20 protein-coding genes are annotated in these 20,583 nt (G+C 36.7%); 13 read left to right on the forward strand and 7 right to left on the reverse strand.

From position 1 onward, the window contains the following. Nucleotides 1-42: 42 nt before the first annotated feature. Genes metI through H6W53_RS06410 form a run of 3 tightly spaced genes read right to left on the reverse strand, consistent with a single transcriptional unit; the run spans nucleotide 43 to nucleotide 2,736 of the window. Nucleotides 43-699, reverse strand: a complete 657-nt coding sequence (gene metI, locus H6W53_RS06400) for a methionine ABC transporter permease MetI (protein ID WP_087708108.1) — start codon at nucleotides 697-699, stop codon at nucleotides 43-45. Beyond that, the gene (locus H6W53_RS06405) at nucleotides 692-1,720 is read right to left on the reverse strand and encodes a methionine ABC transporter ATP-binding protein (RefSeq protein WP_185205282.1); all 1,029 of its coding nucleotides are present in this window, start codon (nucleotides 1,718-1,720) and stop codon (nucleotides 692-694) included. The genes metI and H6W53_RS06405 overlap by 8 nt, the downstream gene beginning before the upstream one ends. Nucleotides 1,721-1,734: 14 nt before the next feature. After that, entirely contained in the window at nucleotides 1,735-2,736 is a 1,002-nt protein-coding gene (locus H6W53_RS06410; protein ID WP_185205283.1) for an EamA family transporter, read from the reverse strand. Nucleotides 2,737-3,329: 593 nt separating this feature from the next. On the opposite strand from H6W53_RS06410, the gene H6W53_RS06415 reads away from it, so the two are divergent. Both H6W53_RS06415 and H6W53_RS06420 read left to right on the forward strand, forming a co-directional pair. Continuing rightward, nucleotides 3,330-3,626 (forward strand): GNAT family N-acetyltransferase, encoded by a 297-nt coding sequence (locus H6W53_RS06415; protein WP_185205285.1) that lies wholly within the window; start codon nucleotides 3,330-3,332, stop codon nucleotides 3,624-3,626. A gap of 41 nt (nucleotides 3,627-3,667) precedes the next feature. After that, on the forward strand, nucleotides 3,668-4,696 hold the full coding sequence (locus H6W53_RS06420; RefSeq protein WP_185205287.1) for a pirin family protein: 1,029 nt from the start codon (nucleotides 3,668-3,670) through the stop codon (nucleotides 4,694-4,696). Nucleotides 4,697-4,744: 48 nt separating this feature from the next. Here H6W53_RS06420 and H6W53_RS06425 read toward each other — a convergent pair whose 3' ends face one another. Then, complete coding sequence (locus H6W53_RS06425; protein WP_185205289.1) at nucleotides 4,745-4,921, reverse strand: hypothetical protein; 177 nt, start codon at nucleotides 4,919-4,921, stop codon at nucleotides 4,745-4,747. A gap of 492 nt (nucleotides 4,922-5,413) precedes the next feature. Between H6W53_RS06425 and H6W53_RS06430 the strand changes: the two genes are divergently transcribed. The 6 genes from H6W53_RS06430 to H6W53_RS06455 all read left to right on the forward strand — a co-directional run bounded on the left by H6W53_RS06430 (nucleotide 5,414) and on the right by H6W53_RS06455 (nucleotide 12,450). Continuing rightward, on the forward strand, nucleotides 5,414-7,540 hold the full coding sequence (locus H6W53_RS06430) for a type IA DNA topoisomerase (RefSeq protein WP_185205291.1): 2,127 nt from the start codon (nucleotides 5,414-5,416) through the stop codon (nucleotides 7,538-7,540). A gap of 315 nt (nucleotides 7,541-7,855) precedes the next feature. Beyond that, on the forward strand, nucleotides 7,856-8,278 hold the full coding sequence (locus H6W53_RS06435) for a PaaI family thioesterase (RefSeq protein ID WP_087708119.1): 423 nt from the start codon (nucleotides 7,856-7,858) through the stop codon (nucleotides 8,276-8,278). Nucleotides 8,279-8,343: 65 nt separating this feature from the next. Next, a complete protein-coding gene (locus H6W53_RS06440; protein WP_076394950.1) occupies nucleotides 8,344-8,688 on the forward strand; it encodes a phage holin family protein in 345 nt (114 codons plus the stop codon). Between the two features lie 156 nt (nucleotides 8,689-8,844). Next, on the forward strand, nucleotides 8,845-10,839 hold the full coding sequence (locus H6W53_RS06445) for a S9 family peptidase (RefSeq protein WP_185205293.1): 1,995 nt from the start codon (nucleotides 8,845-8,847) through the stop codon (nucleotides 10,837-10,839). Nucleotides 10,840-11,275: 436 nt separating this feature from the next. Then, nucleotides 11,276-11,764: a DNA-deoxyinosine glycosylase gene (locus H6W53_RS06450; protein WP_185205296.1), complete on the forward strand. Its 489-nt coding sequence runs from the start codon at nucleotides 11,276-11,278 to the stop codon at nucleotides 11,762-11,764. Nucleotides 11,765-11,889: 125 nt separating this feature from the next. Then, nucleotides 11,890-12,450, forward strand: coding sequence for a hypothetical protein (locus H6W53_RS06455; protein WP_185205298.1), 561 nt, complete (start codon nucleotides 11,890-11,892; stop codon nucleotides 12,448-12,450). Between the two features lie 67 nt (nucleotides 12,451-12,517). On the opposite strand, the gene H6W53_RS06460 is transcribed toward H6W53_RS06455, so the two are convergent. Further along, a complete protein-coding gene (locus H6W53_RS06460; protein WP_185205301.1) occupies nucleotides 12,518-13,210 on the reverse strand; it encodes an AIM24 family protein in 693 nt (230 codons plus the stop codon). A 449-nt stretch (nucleotides 13,211-13,659) separates the two neighbouring features. On the opposite strand from H6W53_RS06460, the gene queA reads away from it, so the two are divergent. The 5 genes from queA (at nucleotide 13,660) to H6W53_RS06485 (ending at nucleotide 19,195) form a co-directional block, all read left to right on the forward strand. Then, nucleotides 13,660-14,709: a tRNA preQ1(34) S-adenosylmethionine ribosyltransferase-isomerase QueA gene (gene queA, locus H6W53_RS06465; RefSeq protein WP_087708125.1), complete on the forward strand. Its 1,050-nt coding sequence runs from the start codon at nucleotides 13,660-13,662 to the stop codon at nucleotides 14,707-14,709. An 89-nt stretch (nucleotides 14,710-14,798) separates the two neighbouring features. Continuing rightward, the gene (gene rlmN, locus H6W53_RS06470) at nucleotides 14,799-15,833 is read left to right on the forward strand and encodes a 23S rRNA (adenine(2503)-C(2))-methyltransferase RlmN (protein ID WP_185205303.1); all 1,035 of its coding nucleotides are present in this window, start codon (nucleotides 14,799-14,801) and stop codon (nucleotides 15,831-15,833) included. Nucleotides 15,834-15,909: 76 nt separating this feature from the next. Beyond that, nucleotides 15,910-16,848, forward strand: coding sequence for a sterol desaturase family protein (locus H6W53_RS06475; protein WP_185205306.1), 939 nt, complete (start codon nucleotides 15,910-15,912; stop codon nucleotides 16,846-16,848). Between the two features lie 421 nt (nucleotides 16,849-17,269). Then, on the forward strand, nucleotides 17,270-18,148 hold the full coding sequence (locus tag H6W53_RS06480) for a hypothetical protein (protein WP_185205308.1): 879 nt from the start codon (nucleotides 17,270-17,272) through the stop codon (nucleotides 18,146-18,148). A 69-nt stretch (nucleotides 18,149-18,217) separates the two neighbouring features. Next, on the forward strand, nucleotides 18,218-19,195 hold the full coding sequence (locus H6W53_RS06485; protein WP_185205311.1) for a polyprenyl synthetase family protein: 978 nt from the start codon (nucleotides 18,218-18,220) through the stop codon (nucleotides 19,193-19,195). Nucleotides 19,196-19,254: 59 nt separating this feature from the next. Here H6W53_RS06485 and H6W53_RS21485 read toward each other — a convergent pair whose 3' ends face one another. Further along, a complete protein-coding gene (locus H6W53_RS21485) occupies nucleotides 19,255-20,070 on the reverse strand; it encodes a hypothetical protein (protein ID WP_228457759.1) in 816 nt (271 codons plus the stop codon). 186 nt (nucleotides 20,071-20,256) lie between these two features. Next, complete coding sequence (locus H6W53_RS06495; RefSeq protein ID WP_228457760.1) at nucleotides 20,257-20,553, reverse strand: hypothetical protein; 297 nt, start codon at nucleotides 20,551-20,553, stop codon at nucleotides 20,257-20,259. Nucleotides 20,554-20,583 lie beyond the last annotated feature (30 nt).

Consider the following 20,583-nt stretch of genomic DNA (forward strand, 5'->3'; position numbering starts at 1 on the left):
CACTCCCACCCTCCAACACAAAACCCCTCCCACTAAAAAAACTCAACGATGATCAAACCTCTTCGCTAATCGGTCTCCCGAAAACTGAATGATAAAAACAATCGCAACCAGTAATCCCAACACAAGATTCATGATCACGGCATCATAACCGATGTAGCCGTACTGATATCCGATCTGTCCCAATCCTCCGGCTCCGACAGCTCCTCCCATCGCAGAATAGCCGACAAGCGTAATTAAGGTAATTGTTGCGTTATTAATCAAAGAAGGAAGTGCTTCCGGCAACAATATTTTTCTGATGATCTGAAACGGGCTTGCTCCCAAAGCTCTTGCAGTTTCAATTAAACCATAAGGAACTTCCAGTAAGCTGTTTTCTACCAGTCTTGCAATAAAAGGAGCCGCTCCGATGCTTAAAGGAACCAAAGCTGCGTTTACCCCGATAGACGTTCCCACCAGACTTCTCGTGAAAGGAATCATCCACACAATTAAAATAATAAAAGGAATAGAACGGAAAATATTCACCAGAACAGATAAAATCCTGTTGTAGATTACATTTTCCAAAAGCTGTCCTTTCCGTGTTAAAAACAATAAAATTCCGACAGGCAAACCCAGAACAAATCCGAAAAACCCCGAAACAAACGTCATAAAAACCGTCTCCCAAATTCCCTTTGATAAAAGAGAAATCACCGTATCACTAAGCATATCCTCTTACCGTATTTTGAATTTTATTCTGATTGAAATAATAAATTGCCTGTTGATTTTTCTCCTCTTCTCCCTGAAGCTGAAGCAATAGCTTTCCAAAATTGGAATCGCCTAAATATTCAACATCCGCTTTCAGCAGTTTGTATGGAATTTTATATTTATCGTAAACAATGGAAAGCAGTTCTTCCACCGATATGTTTTCATTAAGTTCTACTTCCACCAATGGAAATAATCCGTCTTGTGGCTCTTGCTGTAGTTTTTTATTCAGTTCCTGTGGTATCGTCATAACACTAGAGTTTAAAAATTGTTTGATGATAGGATTCTCTTTGTTCGAGACAATCTCGCTTAAAGTTCCTTTAATTAATAGTTGACCTTTGTCGATTACCGCAACATGGTTACAAACCGTTTTGATGACTTCCATTTCGTGCGTAATCAACAAAATCGTAATTCCAAGTCTCTGGTTAATATCCCTCAACAACTGCAAAATCGATTGCGTAGTTGCCGGATCGAGCGCGCTCGTCGCTTCATCACAGAGCAGGAGATAAGGATCATTTGCTAAAGCTCTTGCAATGGCAACCCTCTGTTTTTGCCCTCCCGAAAGACTTTTAGGATAATCATGAGCTTTGTCTTCCAGTCCTACGATTTTCAGCAGTTCATTTACTTTTTTATTAATTTCAGTTTTGCTGACATGATCCAGCTCTAACGGAAGCGCAATATTTTCAAAAACAGTTCTCGAAGAAAGCAGGTTGAAATGCTGAAAAATCATCCCGATCTTTTTCCTTTCCTGTGCCAATTGTCTCGAATTTAATTTCGTAAAATCCTTTCCGTTAATCACAATTTTACCACTGTCAGGTTTTTCAAGAAGATTCACCGTTCGGATTAACGTACTTTTTCCCGCTCCCGAAAATCCGATGATGCCTACAATATCGCCCTGTTCAATCCTCAGACTTACATTATCCAGCGCCTTGAACGACTGTTTCTTCTGATGAAATGTTTTTGAAACATTCTTTATCTCTATCATTTTTTACTTAAATTTTATATTGGCTGATAAGGTCTTGCGTTTTTGTTCACGTGCCTTATCACTCTTCTTATTTTCACTTTAGACCGCTTGGAAAGCTTAAAATATTTAGTCACGTTCGTTAAAAGAACTCCGGCAAGAATAACAATCAATCCGTAAAACTGGTTGATGTTAATGGTCTGATTCGCAACGATCCAACCCGCAATTACAGTAACAATAGGATTGATGTAAGTATGCGTACTTACCAAAGCGGCTGGTTTTACAGACAAAAGCCAGATATACGAAAGATAAGCGATAATTGATCCGAATACAATAAGGAAAAATAATCCTAACCAGGCGTTTAACGGTACTTTTATGATTGAAAAACCAGTCCATTCATTTCTGAAAAATGCAATAACCAATGAAGCAATACCCGCTGTTATAAGCTGTTGGGCAATATTCATAAAAGTTGACTGACCAGCCGGATTTTTTTTGGAATAAAGAGATCCTAAAACCCACGCTACGGAACTTAAGCCCAGAACAACAAATGCAATTATCCTGATTGAAGCATCTGCCGTTTGTGTATGCGAGCCGGAAGCACTTACACTTCCGTTAAGAAATAAAATAAGTCCTGCAAACCCGATCACCAAGCCCAAAGGAATAAACTTATCCGAGAAATAATAACTCCAGTTTTTCTTATCAATGGCAATAAACCAGAATGGGCCGGTTGCAATAGCGATGGCTGCTTCAGAAGCGGTTACATATTGTTCTCCCCACGCAACCAATCCCGTTCCTCCCGTAAGGATGAGAATTCCGGTGATGGCATTTTTTTTCCAGTTGATGGCAGAATTGGCTTTTTCACCTTTTACGAGCAGATATCCGATCATTATTATTCCTGCTCCCAAAAATCTGAACCCCGAAAGAATAAAAGGCGGAAATCCGTTTAACCCGAAAGAAATGGCGAGGAAAGTAATTCCCCATATTACATAAATATTGGTGAAGGCTATAGGAATCAGCCATTTGTTTTTATTAGTATTCATGATATTTTTTAATGTTGTTTTTAAAATAAAAAAGGCTCTACAACGTGGTAAAGCCTTTAGAAATATGTCATATAAAAGTAAGGTTAACCACAACAGGAATGAAGCATAGGCATACAGCAATACATCATCATAAAATGATTAATATGTTTTCTTACGCTGCTGTTCTTGAATTCTGCTTTCATTGTATTATTATATCCTGATTACGGTTGCAAATATAAAACATATTTTTTTATTAGTCCACTAAAAAAGTAGACTTTTTAGTAAATAAATTGACCTCTTGTTTTTAATGTTTTGATTTTTAATAATTTAATTTTTGAAAATACTATCAATTCACCTTTAATTTCGCTCAAAAAATCCGAATAATAGCTTTCAACTTCCTGTTGATGTTCCGAAAATCAAGCCTTCGCTGCGTGTAACCCCTTCGCGGACGAAAAATTTACAGTAATACAGAAAGGAAATTAATGCTCATCACGTTAAAAAAATAATTCCCGGCTTATTTCAGTTTAATCAAAATAAAACCGATTTATTATCATACATCATGATCCGGCAAATTCAGGCTGCCTAATTTTACATCATCATTAAAAATCAAAATCATGGAAAGAACAGAAGTTGTTTTAGGAAATGTAAGAGGGGAGATTCAGCTTTTCTCAGATGAGAAAAAAGCAGGAAAAATGGACATCTCCGTCATTAAAGATAAACTAACGGTGTATCATACAGAAGTAAACGAAGAATTTGAAGGCAGAGGATTTGCAAAGATCCTGCTGGAAAAACTGGTGTCCTACGCAAGAGAAAATCATCTCAAAATTGTTCCGCTGTGTCCTTACGTTCACACGCAGTTCAAACGCCGTCCCGACGAATACAGCGATGTATGGTTCAAAGAAGAACTGTAGAATTTTAAAATTGTAAACCATTAACTTTTAATTGAATCAAAATGAAAGCACTGAACTTTTTGGTAATCGGAAAAAATGTCGAAATTCTTGCAACCTTACAAAGAATTATCGAAAAAAATGATGGATGGAAGGCTGAAATTCTGAGTGATGAAAGCAAGAGTCAGGATTTTATCAAGAATAATCCCGTCGATATTGTTTTACTGAGTTCCGGTCTGGAAGAACAGTTCGAAAAACAGATCAGTGTTTTTTGCAGAAATTTTGATGAAAATATAAAAGTAATAGTACATTACGGTGGCGGAAGCGGATTGCTGTTCAACGAGGTGGAAAACAATTTTGCAGCAGCAAAAAAGCCTGAAAACAGAGTCGTGCACCGCACAGATTTAAGAGGAGTAACCAACGAACAGTGGCTGATCAGTAAAAAGACCTTCAGCTTCGGAGAATTTTATGATCCCGAAAAAATGCAGTTCGGCGCCTTAAGAGTGCTGAATGATGATACCGTAGCCGCAGGAAAAGGCTTTGGAACGCATCCTCACGACAATATGGAAATCATCAGCATTCCACTGGAAGGAACCCTGATCCATCATGACAATCTGGGAAACCATAACGAAATAAAAGGCGGCGAAATTCAGGTGATGAGCGCCGGAACCGGATTAATGCACAGTGAATTCAGTAAAGATGAAGGCGATTTGGTTAAATTTCTGCAAATCTGGGTTTATCCCAATAAAAGAAATGTAACGCCGAGATACGACCAGATGAAACTCGACAGAACGAAAAGCCAAAACAGATTTCAGCAGATCCTTTCACCCGACCCTCAAGACGACGGAATATGGATCCATCAGGAAGCATGGTTTCATCTCGGAGATTTTGAAAATACAGTTGAAACCCAATATCAGATAAAGAAAAAAGGAAACGGCGTCTACGTTTTCATCATCAAAGGAAGCGCAGAAATTGAAGGACAGCAACTCGAAGAAAGAGACGGCTTCGGAATTTGGGATATTTCCGAATTAAACATAAAATCCACATCGGAAAACACAGAGATTCTCCTCATGGAAGTTCCGATGGAAGTATAGTGATATGGTGTGAATTGTTTTGAAGCTCTCTTTTTTAAGGGAGCTTTTTTAATTTTCGGGAAAGTTTCTTGCAGGGGTGCAAGAAGGTTTCCCGTCTTCCGGAAAGTTTGTCGCAGGGGTGCAGGAAACTTTCGAGGTTCCCGGAAAGTCTCTTGCAGGGGTGAAACATACTTTCCCGGTTACCCGAAAAGCCGTTACAGTACTGTTTTGAATTTCTTCAGACAAATTTGTCTTTTAACTCTGAATTCTTTTCCGGCACATTTGTCATCCTGTAAGGATCTAAGCAAAATATTAGAAATACTGAAAAAATAAAATTTAAAATTCCAAAGCAAAGACAATGTAAAATTGTTCTATAAAAATAAACAAAGAAAAACAGATGCTAAAACACACGCTTCATCACAGATGAAATCTGCATAACTTTGCTTCCTCAAAATAAACACCATCATAAAAAAAAACTTTGCGTTTGAAAATGTCCAGCTTTCCGCCACATCTGTCATCGTGAAAAGATCTAAGCGAAGTAGTATAAATTCACACAAAATATTCGAGTATAGATTCCTCCGGAATGACAATCATGACGTATCTATTTTTAAAAAATTTAAGTAATACCCTTCATTTTAAAAAGTTCAGACAGGCTTATTTTCAACCAACAATTCGCAAATTAGCAAAATCCAAAAAAATTCCCGATTTTTGCCCTCTCCAAAAAATTCCGAGACATTCATGAAACTTTGTATTGCCGAAAAACCCAGTGTTGCCAGAGATATCGCCAAAGTGTTGGGCGCCACCACGCCGAAACAGGGCTATATGGAAGGAAACGGCTATTGTGTGACATGGACTTTCGGGCATCTTTGCACCCTCAAAGAACCCCACGACTACGGTCCGCAGTACAAGTCATGGAACCTGTTTCTGCTGCCCATTATTCCCAATAATTTTGGGATCAAATTAATCCCCAACAAAGGCGTTGAAAATCAGTTTAAAGTTATTGAAAGATTAGTTGAAGAATGTGATGAGGTCATCAATTGCGGGGATGCCGGTCAGGAAGGAGAACTGATCCAGAGATGGGTTTTACAGAAAGCAAAATGCAACAAACCCATTCAGCGTTTGTGGATTTCATCCCTTACCGAAGAAGCGATTAAAGAAGGTTTTGCCAATCTAAAACCTGCCGAAGAGTACAAAAATCTCTATCTCGCAGGAAATGCAAGAGCGATTGGAGATTGGTTATTAGGAATTAATGCAACGCGGCTTTTTACCAAAAAATTTGGCGGAAATAAAGCCGTTCTTTCCATCGGAAGGGTGCAGACTCCCACTTTGGCAATGCTTGTTCAGCGTCAGAAAGAGATCGATGCTTTTACTACCGAAGAATATTGGGAACTGAAAACCAAATACCGCGAAGTTATTTTTAACGCCGCTATCGACCGTCTTAAAACTTTGGAACGCGCAGAAAAAGGGCTGGAATATCTAAAACAGAATCCTTTCGAAATCGTATCCTTTGAAATTAAAGAAGGAAAAGAAAAAAATCCGAGACTCTTTGATTTGACGGCACTTCAGGTGGAAGCCAACAAAAAATACGGCTATTCTGCGGAGAATACTTTAAATTATATTCAGAGTCTTTACGAGAAAAAGCACGTTACGTATCCTCGTGTGGATACAACCTACTTGTCTGAAAGTTTATATCCGAAAATAGAAGGAATTCTGAAGAAAATGTATTTCTATCAGGAACTTATCGCCCCTTTACTGGAAGCTCCGATTCCCAAATCGAAAGCGGTTTTTGATGATACCAAAGTAACAGATCACCACGCAATTATTCCGACGGAAGTTCCGCCTTCCCAGAATTTAAGCAGGGAAGAAAAGTTAGTTTATGATCTGGTTGCGAAACGTTTCATTGCCGTATTTTATCCCGAATGTAAAATTTCCAATACTTTAGTAGAAGGAAAAGTAGGAACCATTCCTTTCAAAACCAGCGGAAGACAGGTTCTGGAACCGGGATGGAGAGCCGTTTACGCCAAAGAACCGAAAGAAGAACCCAACGATAAAGAAAAAGAAAAGGAAGAAGAACAGACCATTCCCGAATTTACCGTCGGAGAAACCGGACCACATGATCCGATCATCCATCAGGGAAAAACGACTCCGCCAAAACCTTACACGGAAGCAACTCTGCTGAGAGCTATGGAAACTGCCGGAAAACAGGTGGAAGATGATGAACTGCGCGAACTCCTGAAAAACAACGGCATCGGAAGACCTTCAACCCGAGCCAATATTATCGAAACCCTTTTCAAACGGAAATATATCGAGAAGAAAAGAAAAAATCTCATCGCTACCCAAACCGGAATTCAACTGATTGACACCATTGAAGATGAATTGCTGAAAAGTCCCGAATTAACCGGAGAATGGGAACTGAAACTCCGAAAAATTGAAAAAGGCGAATATGAAGCCAATCATTTTAAAGAAGAGCTGATCCAGATGGTGACAGACCTTACCAAAAAAGTAGTTGACGGAAAAGGGAAAGTGATTTCTTTGGAAGAAGAAAAAGTGGAGGAGGTAAAAGAAAAGAAAAAACGTGAACCTGCCGTTAAAAAAGAACTCCAATCCTGGGAAGAAACCAAATGCCCGAAATGCAAAGAACATCATTTGATGAAAGGAAAAACCGCTGTCGGATGTTCCGATTTTAAAAACTGCGGCTTTAAAGTTTCCTTTGAAATCTTCGGAAAAAAACTTTCGGATAAGCAATTAATGGATTTGGTCTTAAAAGGCAAAACTTCAAAATTAAAAGGCTTCACCACTCATCCCGAAAGTTTGGCGGAAGGTATTTTGTCGATGGATGAGCAATTTCAGATTGTTTTAAACTAAAGATTAAACACAAATACCACAAATATTTTCACGAATACCACAACGAAATATCAATAGGAGCGGACTTTAGTCCGCTTTCAAGTTTTACCCAAAACAACGGCTTCAGCCAAAACTTAATAATTCTTAACCCCTCAAATATCCTTAATGGTTAAAATATTTGCGCCATTTGTGAACAAATTATTCGTGCAATTCGTGTTTAAAAATAAAATTTGTGAAATCTATCCGTGCCATTCGTGTTTAAATCAAAAGCAAACATAATATTTTCGCATTTGTAAAAAAAAATGTGCAACTTGTATTCAAATTATAAACAAAAAAATGACTCCCCATAAAAAACAGCTCATCACCGACAGTTTCAACCGCTCCGAAACATTAAAATTCTACAAAGCCGAACTTCTGGAAGTGGAAACCGACTTCATTTCCATGAAAATTCCGAAAATGGAACTCATGACAAGAAAAGCGGGAATGTTCAACGGAGCCATGATTGCTTCTTTGGTGGATGTTTCTTCCGGTTATGCGGCAGTAAGTCATTACGAAGAAGACTGTTATGTGGTAACCGTTGAATTGAAAGTCAATTATTTAAGACCTGCCATCGGAGACGCTTTAATTTCGAAATCTTATGTGATAAAAGGAGGTTCAAAGATCAGCGTGATCCGTACCGAAATTTATGTGGTAGATGAAGACGGAGCTTCCGAAAGTCACGTTGCCACGTCTTTGGTTACGATGATGAAGATCAGATAATTTTTCAAACAAGTGGAATAGCTTTTGCACAGGAACACGCATCAACAACATTAAAAAATCATACTATGAACTTAATTATTCGACTTTTGGTAACGGCCATTGTTGCCTATCTTTTAACATGGATTTTACCGGGAGTACACTTTACAGGATTTGGCGGAGCGATCATTTTTGCCATCGTTTTAGGACTTTTAAATTTAATTGTAAAACCTGTTCTTAATATTTTGGGATTGCCTTTAACCATTATTACATTGGGGCTGTTCACTTTAGTAATCAATGCAATTATCATCCTGATCGCGGATTATTTTATAGACAGCATGATGGTAGACGGATTCTTATGGGCACTGATTTTCAGCATCCTGCTTTCCATCGTCAGCTCACTGGCAAACTCAATGTTTTCGGACGGAGATTAGTTTAAAATTTAAAATGACATAAAAATCGCCTGTTAAAACGACAGGCGATTTTTTGTGCGCGTTTGTGTTTTAAAAATAGTTAACTTTGGCAATCTTTGAATTAAATAAAGACTTTATGATTGGATTGAATGATAAAGTCATAAAAAATGAATTAATATGAAACTTAAGTACAGTCTGCTGGCTTTGGCAGCTCCGCTCTTAATGAATGCACAACAACTAATGACGCCTGAAATTTTATGGACTTTGAAAAAAGTTGGGGTACAGGCAGTTTCTCCCGATCAGTCTTCGTTAATCTACAAAATAGGACAGACCGATCTTAAAACCGAAAAAACAAAAAGCGAGAACTATTTCCTGAATGTTCTGAACAATCAGTCCGTGAAAGTTGATTTAGGTAAAAAAGCACTGATTCAGTGGGATAAAAACGGATTGTACGCGCAGGAAGGTGATAAGATTTTCCTTTCAAAAGACAATGGTAAAACATGGACGGAGTTTTACACCATTGGTGAAGCAGACAACATTGTTATTTCTCCCGACGGTAAAAAAATAGCCTTCAGCAAGCAGGTTTTGGTAGAAAAAGTAATGGGAAAAGACAAATATTCCGACACTCCGAAAACCACCGCGCAGGTTTATACAGATCTGAATCACAGACACTGGGATTATTTCAATGAAGGGAAATACAATCATGTTTTCGTAGTAAATGTTTCAGATAAAGCAGATGCTGCAAAAGATTTACTGGAAGGGAAAATGTGGGATTCGCCACAAAGACCTTTTGGCGGAGCGGAAGATTTCATCTGGAGTCCGGATTCTGCACAGCTTTTATATGTAACTAAACCGAAAAGCGGCAAAGAATACTCTACAAGCACAAACACAGATATTTTTGCATACGATCTTGCTTCAGGAACAACAAAAAATTTAACCGAATCCAATAAAGGATACGACGTTAATCCGAAATTCAGTCCGGACGGAAAATCACTTTTGTGGCAGAGTATGGCAAGAGACGGTTATGAAGCCGACAAAAATGATGTAAAAATCATGGATTGGAAATCCGGAAAAACAACAAACTTAACGCAAAGCTGGGACGAAAGTGTTTCCGGAGATGTTTTCTGGAGCGGAGATTCAAAAATGATCTATTTCACGGCAGCTTTCAGAGGAACGAAGCAGTTATTTTCTTTAGATCCTAAAAATGCCAAAGTGCAGCAGATCACAAAAGGTGATTTTGATGTGAATGAAATTTTTGCCGATCAGAAAACTTCACTTTTGGTAGGAAGAACCGATATCAACCACGCCACAGATATTTTCTCTGTTAACCTTAAGAACGGAGAAATGAAGCAGGTTACGGAAGCCAATAAAGAAATGTATGCACAGTTGGCTCAGGGAAAATCTGAACTGAAAATGGTGAAAACTTCGGACGGAAAAGAAATGGGAGTGTGGTTCCATTATCCGCCAAACTTTGATCCGAATAAAAAATATCCAACCCTTGTTTATTGTCAGGGAGGTCCGCAATCTGCCTTAACGCAGTTTTTCAGCACACGATGGAACTTTGCTTTAATGGCAGCCAACGGATATATCGTTGTTGCACCAAACAGAAGAGGAATGCCGGGTTGGGGAACAAAATGGAATGAAGAAATCTCCAGAGACTGGGGAGGACAACCAATGAGAGATTATCTTGCCGCAACAGATTACGCAAAAACGCTACCTTACGTTGACGGAAGCAGAGTTGCTGCTGTCGGAGCAAGTTATGGAGGATACAGCGTATTTATGTTAGCCGGAATTCACGAAAACAGATTCAAAACGTTCATTGCTCATGATGGATTATTTGATATGAAATCATGGTATCTGACAACGGAAGAACTCTGGTTTGCGAACTGGGATTTAGGTTCACCATGGGAAAAGCCACAGCCAAAAGCTTATACGGAATTCAACCCAAGCAATTTTGTTGATAAATGGAACAAACCGATTATGATCGTTCAGGGCGGAATAGATTACCGTGTTCCTTACGAGCAGGGACAGGAAGCATTTCAGGCAGCAAAACTGAGAGGTTTAAAATCTAAACTGGTTTATTTCCCGAACGAAAATCACTGGGTGCTGCATCCTCAAAACGGTTTGGTTTGGCAAAGAGAATTCTTCGACTGGTTAAAAGAAACTTTATAAATATAATCTTCCCTTACGAATTCCCCTCCTTTGGAGGGGTGGCAAAAATTCACAGAATTTTTGACGGGGTGGTTTAAAAAGATACAAAAATCAACAGAAAACGGACTTTAGTCCGTTTTTTGTTTTTAGAAAATATGCTTATTGGCTGAGTGAAAAGTTATCGCGAACGAAAATATTCAGTTAAATTTAAAATGAGTTTAAATTTAACTGCAAAAGGGACAAAAGATTTTATTGGATTTATTTAAAGTATTTCAAAAGTCTGCAAAGAGAAAAAATCTTTGATTTTTTAAACTTATATGCTCTTTCTTTTCATTTAAGGATTGAACTTAAACAACTAAAGTGTTACAATTTTTGCGGTAAAAAACTTAGACAAGTTTTAAAAGAAAATCTTAGCGTTCCTTGCGTTAAAAAAAGTAAAAACCTATAAATTTGAATCATGCAAAACAGAATATCTTCCTTTCCACCCATCATCGACAACGATTCTAAAATTATCATTCTGGGATCAATTCCGGGTGTAAAATCGTTAGAAAAACAGCAGTATTATGGTCATCCCCAAAATAAATTCTGGAAAATCATCTTTGAATTGCTCAATGAAGAATTTACAGAAGATTATGCGGAAAGAATTAATATTTTAAAGAAGCATAACATTGCACTTTGGGATGTTATCGATTCCTGCGAAAGAAAAGGAAGTCTGGATTCTGAAATAAAAAATGAAGAAGCCAACCAGATTGAAGAACTTCTGGAAGATTATCCGAATATTAAGGCAATCTTTTGTAACGGCGGAAAGTCCTATAAAAATTTGCAGAAAATTTTAGGAAAGAACTATAAAATACCTGTATTTTTACTGCCTTCTACAAGTCCGCTTCATACGGTTTCTTTTGAAAAGAAACTGGAGGAATGGAAATTAATTAAGGCACATTTATGAAAAAACTAATACCGTTATTTTTATTCTTTATTTATATCAATATTTTTTCTCAGGAATATCATTTTGATTATTATATCAAATACAATTATGAACTGAAAAGGAATAAGAAAGAGAGACCTGAAATAATGGAATTTCAATATATTGTAAATTCTCAAGATCATTCTTACAGGATTTTTTTTAAATCTGTTGAAAAAAATGAACTCACTGCTACAATTATAGATTTTAAAAATAGTTTACAACATAACTTTGATGTAAAGAATACTAAATTTCCCTTAAACGCAAGTGATTTTGACTATAAATACTCTACAAGAATGCACCTTGTTAAAAATCAATTTGAAGAAGAATCTAAAAGAAGATTTTTCAATTCTGAATTGATAAAAAACCAAAATGACGGACTTGTTAATTATTTGATAAAAGAATTTAAAAATGACAAAATGAGGAAGCCAAGAGCTTCTGCGGAGGTTATTTTAGTAGAATTTAAAGATGATTTATCATTTGTAGGACTTCAGTTATTGTTTGATTACTATGAAATTGATAAAAAGGTGAAATTTAGTAATAACTATATTTTAAAATATGCCTCAAATAAGTCTGAAGATTTAGAAATTAATCTGTCATTGAACGCTATAGAAGCACAGGATTTCACTATAAAGATAAATCAAAATCAGTTAAAATTTAAGGATAATTAAAATATAAAGCAAGAAATTTTCTTGCTTTATATTTATTGTTGACAATTCACGTTAATGAATTATCAAATTACTTCTCAATCCTGTAAACCTCCTCATAAGGCTGAATCAAAACCCAACCATTTCCTGAGAATTTCATCTGGAATTCCTCACCGCTTCCTCTTCCAATCAGACTTTTGAAAGAAACGTTGGTTTTCAGTTCAGGAGATAGATTTCCCGACCACGCAACGGTGGCATTCGGATCTGTGAAAACCGGTGCATCGGGAGTTACCAGTAATGTCAACGGTTCGCCGTGAGTGGTAATTGCGATATGTCCCGTTCCGGATAATTTCACCTGAAAAAGTCCGCCCGACATTACGCCTGCAATACTTTTCAGCATGGTAATATCGCTTTTAATACTTTGTTCGTGTGCCAAAACATCGTTTCCGTTTACGCAGACCGCTTCATTATTCAAATAAAGAATACGAACTTTTTTACCTGAATCCGCCACGTATAGTTTTCCGGTTCCTTCGGCTTTCATTAATTTTGCGCCTTCGCCGCTGATCGCTTTTTTCAATAAATTTCCGATTCCTCCGGAAAGCATTCCCTGTCTTTCGAAATTAACGTTTCCGATGTAGCCAACCATGCTTCCTGTCTTCGTCCAGACAGACTGATTGTTGAGGTTGATCTCCAGAAGAGAGGGTTTTTCCAGCTCGAAATAATCTCTTTCCATTGGATTTTCTTTCGTTTCATTCACAAAAGATTCAATCGAATATTTGCTCATAGTGTAAATTTTTAATGTTCTCAAAAATAGCTTTTTTATGGCTTAAAAAATATCGGAAAATCACGGTTTTTTATTTCAATTAAAATTAATCTAAATACTTTGAATCTTCGTATTTCGAAAATAAGTGAAACGCCCTTGTTTATCTTGGTTTTAATAATTTAAATAAATTCTCTGTTTAGCCTCGCGTTTGAATACTTGCAAGACTAAACAAAATTCTTAAATACACCTTTTTAATTTAAAGGAATACAAACGCATTTTATTTAAAAAAGCAAAGCGAAAATAATTATACTATTGATTATTAGTTGATTGTGTTTATTTAAAAAATGTAAAAAGAGTTTATTTAACATCTATGTAAATAATACTTGACAAAGGGGTGTTTCATGTCGTATATTTGCACTCCGAAAATTACACCTTGTAATTTCAATAATTTTTAAACCGTAATTTAAAAAATGAAAACATCAGATTTTAATTTTGATCTTCCTGCAGAATTATTGGCAGAACACCCATCAGAGCACAGAGACGAAGCCAGACTAATGGTACTTGATAGAAAAACACAGACTATCGAGCACAAATTATTCAAGGATGTTGTGGATTATTTTGAGGAAGATGATTTATTTATCTTTAACAATACTAAAGTTTTTCCTGCACGTTTATACGGAAACAAAGAAAAAACAGGAGCAAAGATTGAAGTTTTCCTTTTGAGAGAGCTTGATAAAGAAACCCGTGTTTGGGATGTTTTGGTAGATCCTGCAAGAAAAATCAGAATCGGTAACAAATTATTCTTCACAGAAGACGAGTCTTTGGTTGCTGAAGTTATCGATAACACCACTTCAAGAGGAAGAACGTTAAGATTCTTATTCGATGGTTCTTACGAAGAATTCAGAGCTAAACTGAAAGAATTAGGAGAAACTCCGCTTCCAAAATACATCAAAAGAGATGTTGAGCCGGAGGATGCGGAAAGATATCAGACGATTTATGCAAAAGTTGAAGGTGCGGTTGCAGCTCCTACAGCAGGTCTTCACTTTTCAAAGCACTTAATGAAGAGATTGGAGATCAAAGGAATTAATTTTGCTGAGGTTACACTTCATGTTGGTTTAGGAACTTTCAACCCAATTGAGGTAGAAGATCTTTCTAAGCATAAAATGGAGTCTGAAGAGATCTTCATCGACGAGAAAAACGCTCAGATCATCAACAACGCTGTTGATGCGAACCGAAGAGTTTGTGCAGTTGGAACGACTACGATGAGAACACTTGAAACTTCTGTTTCTTCAAATAAAAAAATCTCTGCATTCCACGGCTGGACAAATAAATTCATTTATCCGCCACACGATTTCGGAGTGGCAAACTGTATGATCACCAACTTCCACACGCCAAAATCTACATTAATTATGATGATTGCAGCGTTTGCAGGAAGAGATTTCGTAATGCATGCCTATGAAGAAGCCGTAAAAGAGAAATACAAATTCTACTCTTACGGAGACGCAATGCTAATTTTATAAGAACGGAAGCTGGAAGTTGGGTGTTGGAAGTTTACAATTCGGCGCCCAATTTTTCTTCCATCTTCTGACATCTAACTTCCAACAATATAATGAAAGACATCAGAACTTTATCACTGGACCAGCTCAAAGAATACTTTGTTTCTTTGGGAGAGAAACCGTTTCGTGCGAAGCAGGTGTACGACTGGTTGTGGAGTAAAAATCTCCACTCGATTGATGAAATGACGAATCTTTCAAAGTCTCTTCGTGAAAGAATCGCGGAAGAGTATACCATCAATCCTGTTTCTGTGGATCAGCTTCAGAAAAGTACAGACGGAACCATTAAAAACGGAGTGAAATTACACGACGGCTTATTGGTGGAATCTGTTCTTATTCCTACAGAAACCAGAACCACCGCTTGTGTTTCTTCACAGGTCGGATGTTCATTAAACTGCGAATTCTGTGCAACCGCAAGACTCAAAAGAATGAGAAATCTTGAAGTTGCTGAGATCGTGGATCAGGTTGCTTTAATCGACAGCCAGAGTAAAATGTATTTCGACAGACCGCTTTCCAATATTGTTTTTATGGGAATGGGAGAGCCGATGATGAATTACAAAAATGTGGTGGAAGCCATCCGCAAAATAACCCAGCCGGAAGGTTTGGGAATGTCTCCCAGAAGAATTACCGTTTCTACTTCAGGAATTCCGAAGATGATTAAGATGTTGGCTGATGAAGAACTGAAAGTGAAATTAGCTTTATCACTTCATTCCGCAATCGAAGTAAAACGTAATGAGATCATGCCTTTTTCCGATAAATTTCCTTTAACTGAAATCATGGAGTCTCTCCAGTATTGGTACAAAAAGACAGGTTCAGTCATTACTTTTGAATATTGTGTATGGAAAGGAATTAATGACAGCGATGAAGATATCAAAGCTTTGATTAAATACTGCAAGCAGGTTCCTTCTAAAGTTAATTTAATTCAGTACAATCCTATTGGTGACGGAAAATATGACCAGTGCAACAAACAGGCAGAAGAAAATTATATCCGTCAGCTTGAAAATGCAGGAATTGTATGCATGGTAAGAAAAAGCCGTGGTGGAGACATTGATGCAGCATGCGGACAGCTAGCCAATAAATCTGCGGATTAAAATTTTATTAAAAAAATCAATAATTTTTCTTAACGTTTTCCTAAAATCATAAATTTGTACCACAAATTTATAGGTGATGATGGAGTTCTTTACAGGTGAAAATGGATTGGAAAGCGTTTATGCTTGGTCAATTCCTGTTCATGCCACGATTATTTTAGCAGAAATGATCTACAGCCACGTTTCAGAGGCTAAATTATACAACGGAAAAGATGTTGCAACAAGTGTTTATCTTGCTTTGCTGAATTTCGGTCTGGATCTTATCATGAAAGCTTTCGCAATGGGCGTTATGTTTTTCTTTTACGATCACAGGCTTTTTTCATGGGATTTTACTGTCTGGTATTGGCTGATCTGCTTTGTGGTGACGGATTTTGCCTATTACGTTCTCCATTATGTGGATCATCATTCCAGAGCATTCTGGGCGGTTCATATTACGCACCACAACTCAGAATATTTCAATTTGACAACAGGTTTCAGAAGTCCGGTTTTACAGCCTCTATACAGATATTTGTATTTTTCACCACTGGCTTTTTTAGGATTCGATCCATGGCATATTATGGTGGTTTACGCAATTGGTCAGGTGTACGGAACTTGGGTTCATACACAGACTGTAAAAAGTATGGGATTTCTTGAATACATTTTGGTAACGCCTTCTCATCACCGTGTTCATCATGCATGCAACATCAAGTATCTCGACAGAAACATGGGGATGTGCCTCATTATCTGGGATAAAATATTCGGAACTTTTGAAAAAGAAGATCCAAATATTCCTGTAAAATACGGAATTTATCCAAAGATGCCGAATGACAGACCAGACACAGTTTTATTATACGAATGGCGAAAAATCTGGAAAGATATTAAACAGCCGGGACTGAAATTTTCAGATCGTATCAATTATATTTTTAATTCTCCGGGATGGCGACACGACGGAACGGGAAAAACCGTGAGACAATATCAAAAAGATTACTGGGCAAGAAAAAATAAAAATAAAGATCAGATTCAGAAGAAATCTGCTTAGTTTTCTAAACACAAATTTTACACGGACTTCACAAGTATTTTAATTATTTGGACTTAAATATAATCTTAAGTGTGTTTAAACTTTTTATTTAACCACAAAGGTGAACTAAACGGTTATTTAGATTTTGATGATTATAAATAAGAAGGTTATAATAGTTTTAAAAATCTTTGATTTTTATTCTTTTGAGCACTTTTATTATTCTGGAAATTCGTTTTATCATTATCTTTTGTCCCTTTTGCGGTTTTATTCTGAAATTAGTTTAAATAAGTTGCGTTCGAAATTAAAAGCATAAAGTATTTAAATAAAACTTTTGCAATCTATCTGTTAAAAATAGATTCTTCCATCGTCAGAATGACAGAGGAACCTCTAATTTTGTATAAAAAACTAATGTCATTTGGGTTTAAATAAATATTTTTACTTCATGAAAAAGCTTTTCCTCATACTAACCCTTACAATTTCTACCTTCTCATTTTCCCAACAGGCTGAACTTTTCAAAATCAGAAAATACAGAATTGGTAATTTGGATGATAAGGTGAAGGAAACTTCCGGTTTAAGTTTAATGAACGGAAAACTGTATACTTTTAATGACAGCGGAAATTCTCCCGAACTTTTTGAGTTGGATAAATCGACAGGACAAATCATCGGTACGATACAAATCAACGGAAAAAATAAAGATTGGGAAGCGCTTACAAACGACGGTAAAAACTTCTACATCGGAGATTTTGGAAACAACGGCGGAACAAGAAAAGACCTCGAAATTTATAAAGTTCCTTTTGAAAATAATTCATCAAAAAACGATTCGGTTAAATTAATTTCTTTTGAATATCCTGAACAGCAGGAATTTATTCCCAAATATTCCGAAACGGATTTCGATGCGGAAGCGATGATTTATCTGAATGGTAAAATTCATCTTTTTACGAAAGAATGGGGTTCAAAATCAACGATTCATTACCTTATCGATCCTGAAATTTCAGAAAAGCAAAAAGCTCAGAAAATCGAAAATTACAAGACCGGTTTTATGGTAACAGACGCTTCTTATTTTAATAAAAAACTCTATTTAATAGGCTATACCAAGAAGACAGAAGTGTTTTTAGATATTTTTGATGAAGCAGAGCCGGGAATTTTTTTTAAACAAAATCCCAAACATTATTATCTCGGAAGCGCTTTATCTATTGGACAAATTGAAGGAATTGCCGTTGATGAAACAGGAATCTATATTTCGGGGGAAAAGTTTCATTCTCCGATTGGCGGAGGAAAACAAAGCCTTTATTTTATTCCGATAGATAAACTCAAAGATTAATTTCCCTTAAAATTGCCCGAAAAAAATTATCTTTGTGGGAATTAATAATTTATCTCTTATTCAAAGATTGTGGCGAACACCGTTGAAGAAATCAAGCGACCGATCAATGAGGAAATGAAACTTTTCGAGCAGAAGTTTTATGAATCCATGCAGAGCAAAGTACCTTTACTAGATAAAGTCACTCGTTTTATCGTTACCACAAAAGGAAAGCAGATGCGTCCTATGTTTGTCTTTCTTTGTGCAAAATTAGTCGGCGACGTCAACGAAAAAACATATCGCGGAGCCTCTATGATCGAGCTGATTCACACCGCAACTCTGGTTCATGATGATGTGGTGGATGAAAGTTTTAAACGCCGTAATTTCTTTTCAATCAATGCGTTGTGGAAGAATAAAATTGCGGTTTTGGTAGGGGATTATCTTTTGTCAAAATCCGTTTTATTATCAACAGATCACAAGGATTATGATTTATTAGGAGTAATTTCAAGAACCATCCGCGAAATGTCCGAAGGGGAGCTTCTTCAGTTGGAGAAAGCCAGAAAACTTGATATTACAGAAGAGGTTTATTATGAAATCATCCGTCAGAAAACAGCGACTTTAATTGCTGCGTGCTGTGAAATCGGCGTTTTGTCGAATAATGCAGATGAAGTTCTGGCTAAAAAAATGATGGATTTCGGAACTTACACCGGAATGGCTTTCCAGATCAAAGACGACCTTTTTGATTATCTAACTTCAAACGTTATCGGAAAACCGGTAGGAATTGATATCAAAGAGCAGAAAATGACGCTGCCTTTGATTCATACTTTAAAAACAGCTAGCGAAAAAGACCGAAAATACTATTTCAATACCATTAAACGTTACAATAACGATCAGAAACGCGTAAAAGAGCTGATTAATTTTGTTAAAAGTTCCGGAGGTCTAGAGTATGCGATTACCGTAATGAAAGACTTTCAGCAAAAAGCAATTGATATTCTGAACGAATTTCCCGATTCGGAAGCAAAAAAGTCATTGCGAATCATGCTGGATTATGTCATCGAAAGAAAATTTTAAAACAGATTTTTCAAAATAAAAAAAATCGGAATGTGCAAAACGTTCCGATTTTTTATTGGTTATATTTTCTGAATCGTAATATTGGTAACATTACCACTTCCTGTACTTCCTGTTTCCGAAGCTAAAACCGTACAGTTTTGATTCGGAGCTGCCGTAAAACGAACCTGATATCCTGCACTCGGTACAATAAGCATCGTCGTGTAGTTCATGAGTTCCCCAATTCTGACAGTGGCAGTGAGTGTAGGGGTATCCGCTCCCGCGTAATGGCTTCCTCTCGCAAGATAATTATTATCGGGAACAGGTCTTACTCCCAAAACAAGCTGTGTACCTGCAGTAACATTTCCAAAACTTGCCTGAAACGTTACAATATAGTTTCCTGCCTGATTGAAGGTAAGCGTTCCGGTAGTTGAATTGTAAGAATAATACGTTGAAGTTACCAAAGGAGCTGCAAAAAGTAAAGTAGCAATCACGCCGCTGTTTGCGTTCTGATCGGCAGATAACCGCGCATGGAAAAGATCTGTTGTGGTAAAATTTATGGTTTTTAATACACCATTTCCATCTGCGACTACATATTTATCTGTTCCGGGAACTCCTGTATTGGAATTGATGGTACGAACTCTTACATTTCCTGTTGCTACATCCAGTTTCTCACTGGGATTTATCGTGCTTATTCCTACATTTCCGGAATTTGTTATTGCAAAATCATTAGCTTGTTGTGTGGTAGTTGGAGTTCCGGAAGCCGCATTATCTTTGTTTCCGTCTACATGAAAGGTCGTTTGAGGATTAGCAGTGTTAACTCCTACCTGTGCGTAAGAAGACAATGGTATCAAAATAAAGGGTAATATTTTAGTTACCTGAAATAATTTGTTTCTCATGATTTTTGAAATTTGTGAATTTTTTTCCAAACTCTTCAAAAATCGTACCGATTGATTTTGGATATTTTTAATTAAATTTGATTTTCGTTGATTTTATTTTGTTATTTAATGTGTTTTTAATATTAATAAATGGTTATTGGTGTTGTTTATTTAAATATAATTTAATATGAATTTATCAGATTGAAGTTAAATTATTTTTACTGTCACAATAATTACAGCCAGAACAATGCAAAATAAAGCGATTAAAAATAAATAATCCGCAATAGTTTCAAATCTGTGGGAACGTTTTTCGTGCATTGATCTTATTGCGAGAAAAGAAAAGAAACAACTGAAAGCAAAAAAAAGACAAGCAACTCCGGCAAACTCGTCCAAATGCGTGCTGTGGCTGATTTTTGATATCTTTAATGAAGTGATAATGACCAGAGAAAACCCCAGAAGATTACTCGATGCATTAAGGATATGAGACGATTTTTTCTCCATCATTTACAAATTTATTCCAATATAAACACAATT

Origin of the sequence: Chryseobacterium sp. C3, from assembly GCF_014218905.1 — a bacterium.
GTDB classification, from domain to species: Bacteria; Bacteroidota; Bacteroidia; order Flavobacteriales; family Weeksellaceae; genus Chryseobacterium; species Chryseobacterium mucoviscidosis.

Coding starts and splice junctions, on each gene's coding strand:
- metI (WP_087708108.1), bottom strand. CDS start 699: ATGCTTAGTGATACGGTGATTTCTCTTTTATCAAAGGGAATTTGGGAG.
- H6W53_RS06405 (WP_185205282.1), bottom strand. CDS start 1,720: ATGATAGAGATAAAGAATGTTTCAAAAACATTTCATCAGAAGAAACAG.
- H6W53_RS06410 (WP_185205283.1), bottom strand. CDS start 2,736: ATGAATACTAATAAAAACAAATGGCTGATTCCTATAGCCTTCACCAAT.
- H6W53_RS06415 (WP_185205285.1), top strand. CDS start 3,330: ATGGAAAGAACAGAAGTTGTTTTAGGAAATGTAAGAGGGGAGATTCAG.
- H6W53_RS06420 (WP_185205287.1), top strand. CDS start 3,668: ATGAAAGCACTGAACTTTTTGGTAATCGGAAAAAATGTCGAAATTCTT.
- H6W53_RS06430 (WP_185205291.1), top strand. CDS start 5,414: ATGAAACTTTGTATTGCCGAAAAACCCAGTGTTGCCAGAGATATCGCC.
- H6W53_RS06435 (WP_087708119.1), top strand. CDS start 7,856: ATGACTCCCCATAAAAAACAGCTCATCACCGACAGTTTCAACCGCTCC.
- H6W53_RS06440 (WP_076394950.1), top strand. CDS start 8,344: ATGAACTTAATTATTCGACTTTTGGTAACGGCCATTGTTGCCTATCTT.
- H6W53_RS06445 (WP_185205293.1), top strand. CDS start 8,845: ATGAAACTTAAGTACAGTCTGCTGGCTTTGGCAGCTCCGCTCTTAATG.
- H6W53_RS06450 (WP_185205296.1), top strand. CDS start 11,276: ATGCAAAACAGAATATCTTCCTTTCCACCCATCATCGACAACGATTCT.
- H6W53_RS06455 (WP_185205298.1), top strand. CDS start 11,890: ATGGAATTTCAATATATTGTAAATTCTCAAGATCATTCTTACAGGATT.
- H6W53_RS06460 (WP_185205301.1), bottom strand. CDS start 13,210: ATGAGCAAATATTCGATTGAATCTTTTGTGAATGAAACGAAAGAAAAT.
- queA (WP_087708125.1), top strand. CDS start 13,660: ATGAAAACATCAGATTTTAATTTTGATCTTCCTGCAGAATTATTGGCA.
- rlmN (WP_185205303.1), top strand. CDS start 14,799: ATGAAAGACATCAGAACTTTATCACTGGACCAGCTCAAAGAATACTTT.
- H6W53_RS06475 (WP_185205306.1), top strand. CDS start 15,910: ATGATGGAGTTCTTTACAGGTGAAAATGGATTGGAAAGCGTTTATGCT.
- H6W53_RS06480 (WP_185205308.1), top strand. CDS start 17,270: ATGAAAAAGCTTTTCCTCATACTAACCCTTACAATTTCTACCTTCTCA.
- H6W53_RS21485 (WP_228457759.1), bottom strand. CDS start 20,070: ATGAGAAACAAATTATTTCAGGTAACTAAAATATTACCCTTTATTTTG.
- H6W53_RS06495 (WP_228457760.1), bottom strand. CDS start 20,553: ATGATGGAGAAAAAATCGTCTCATATCCTTAATGCATCGAGTAATCTT.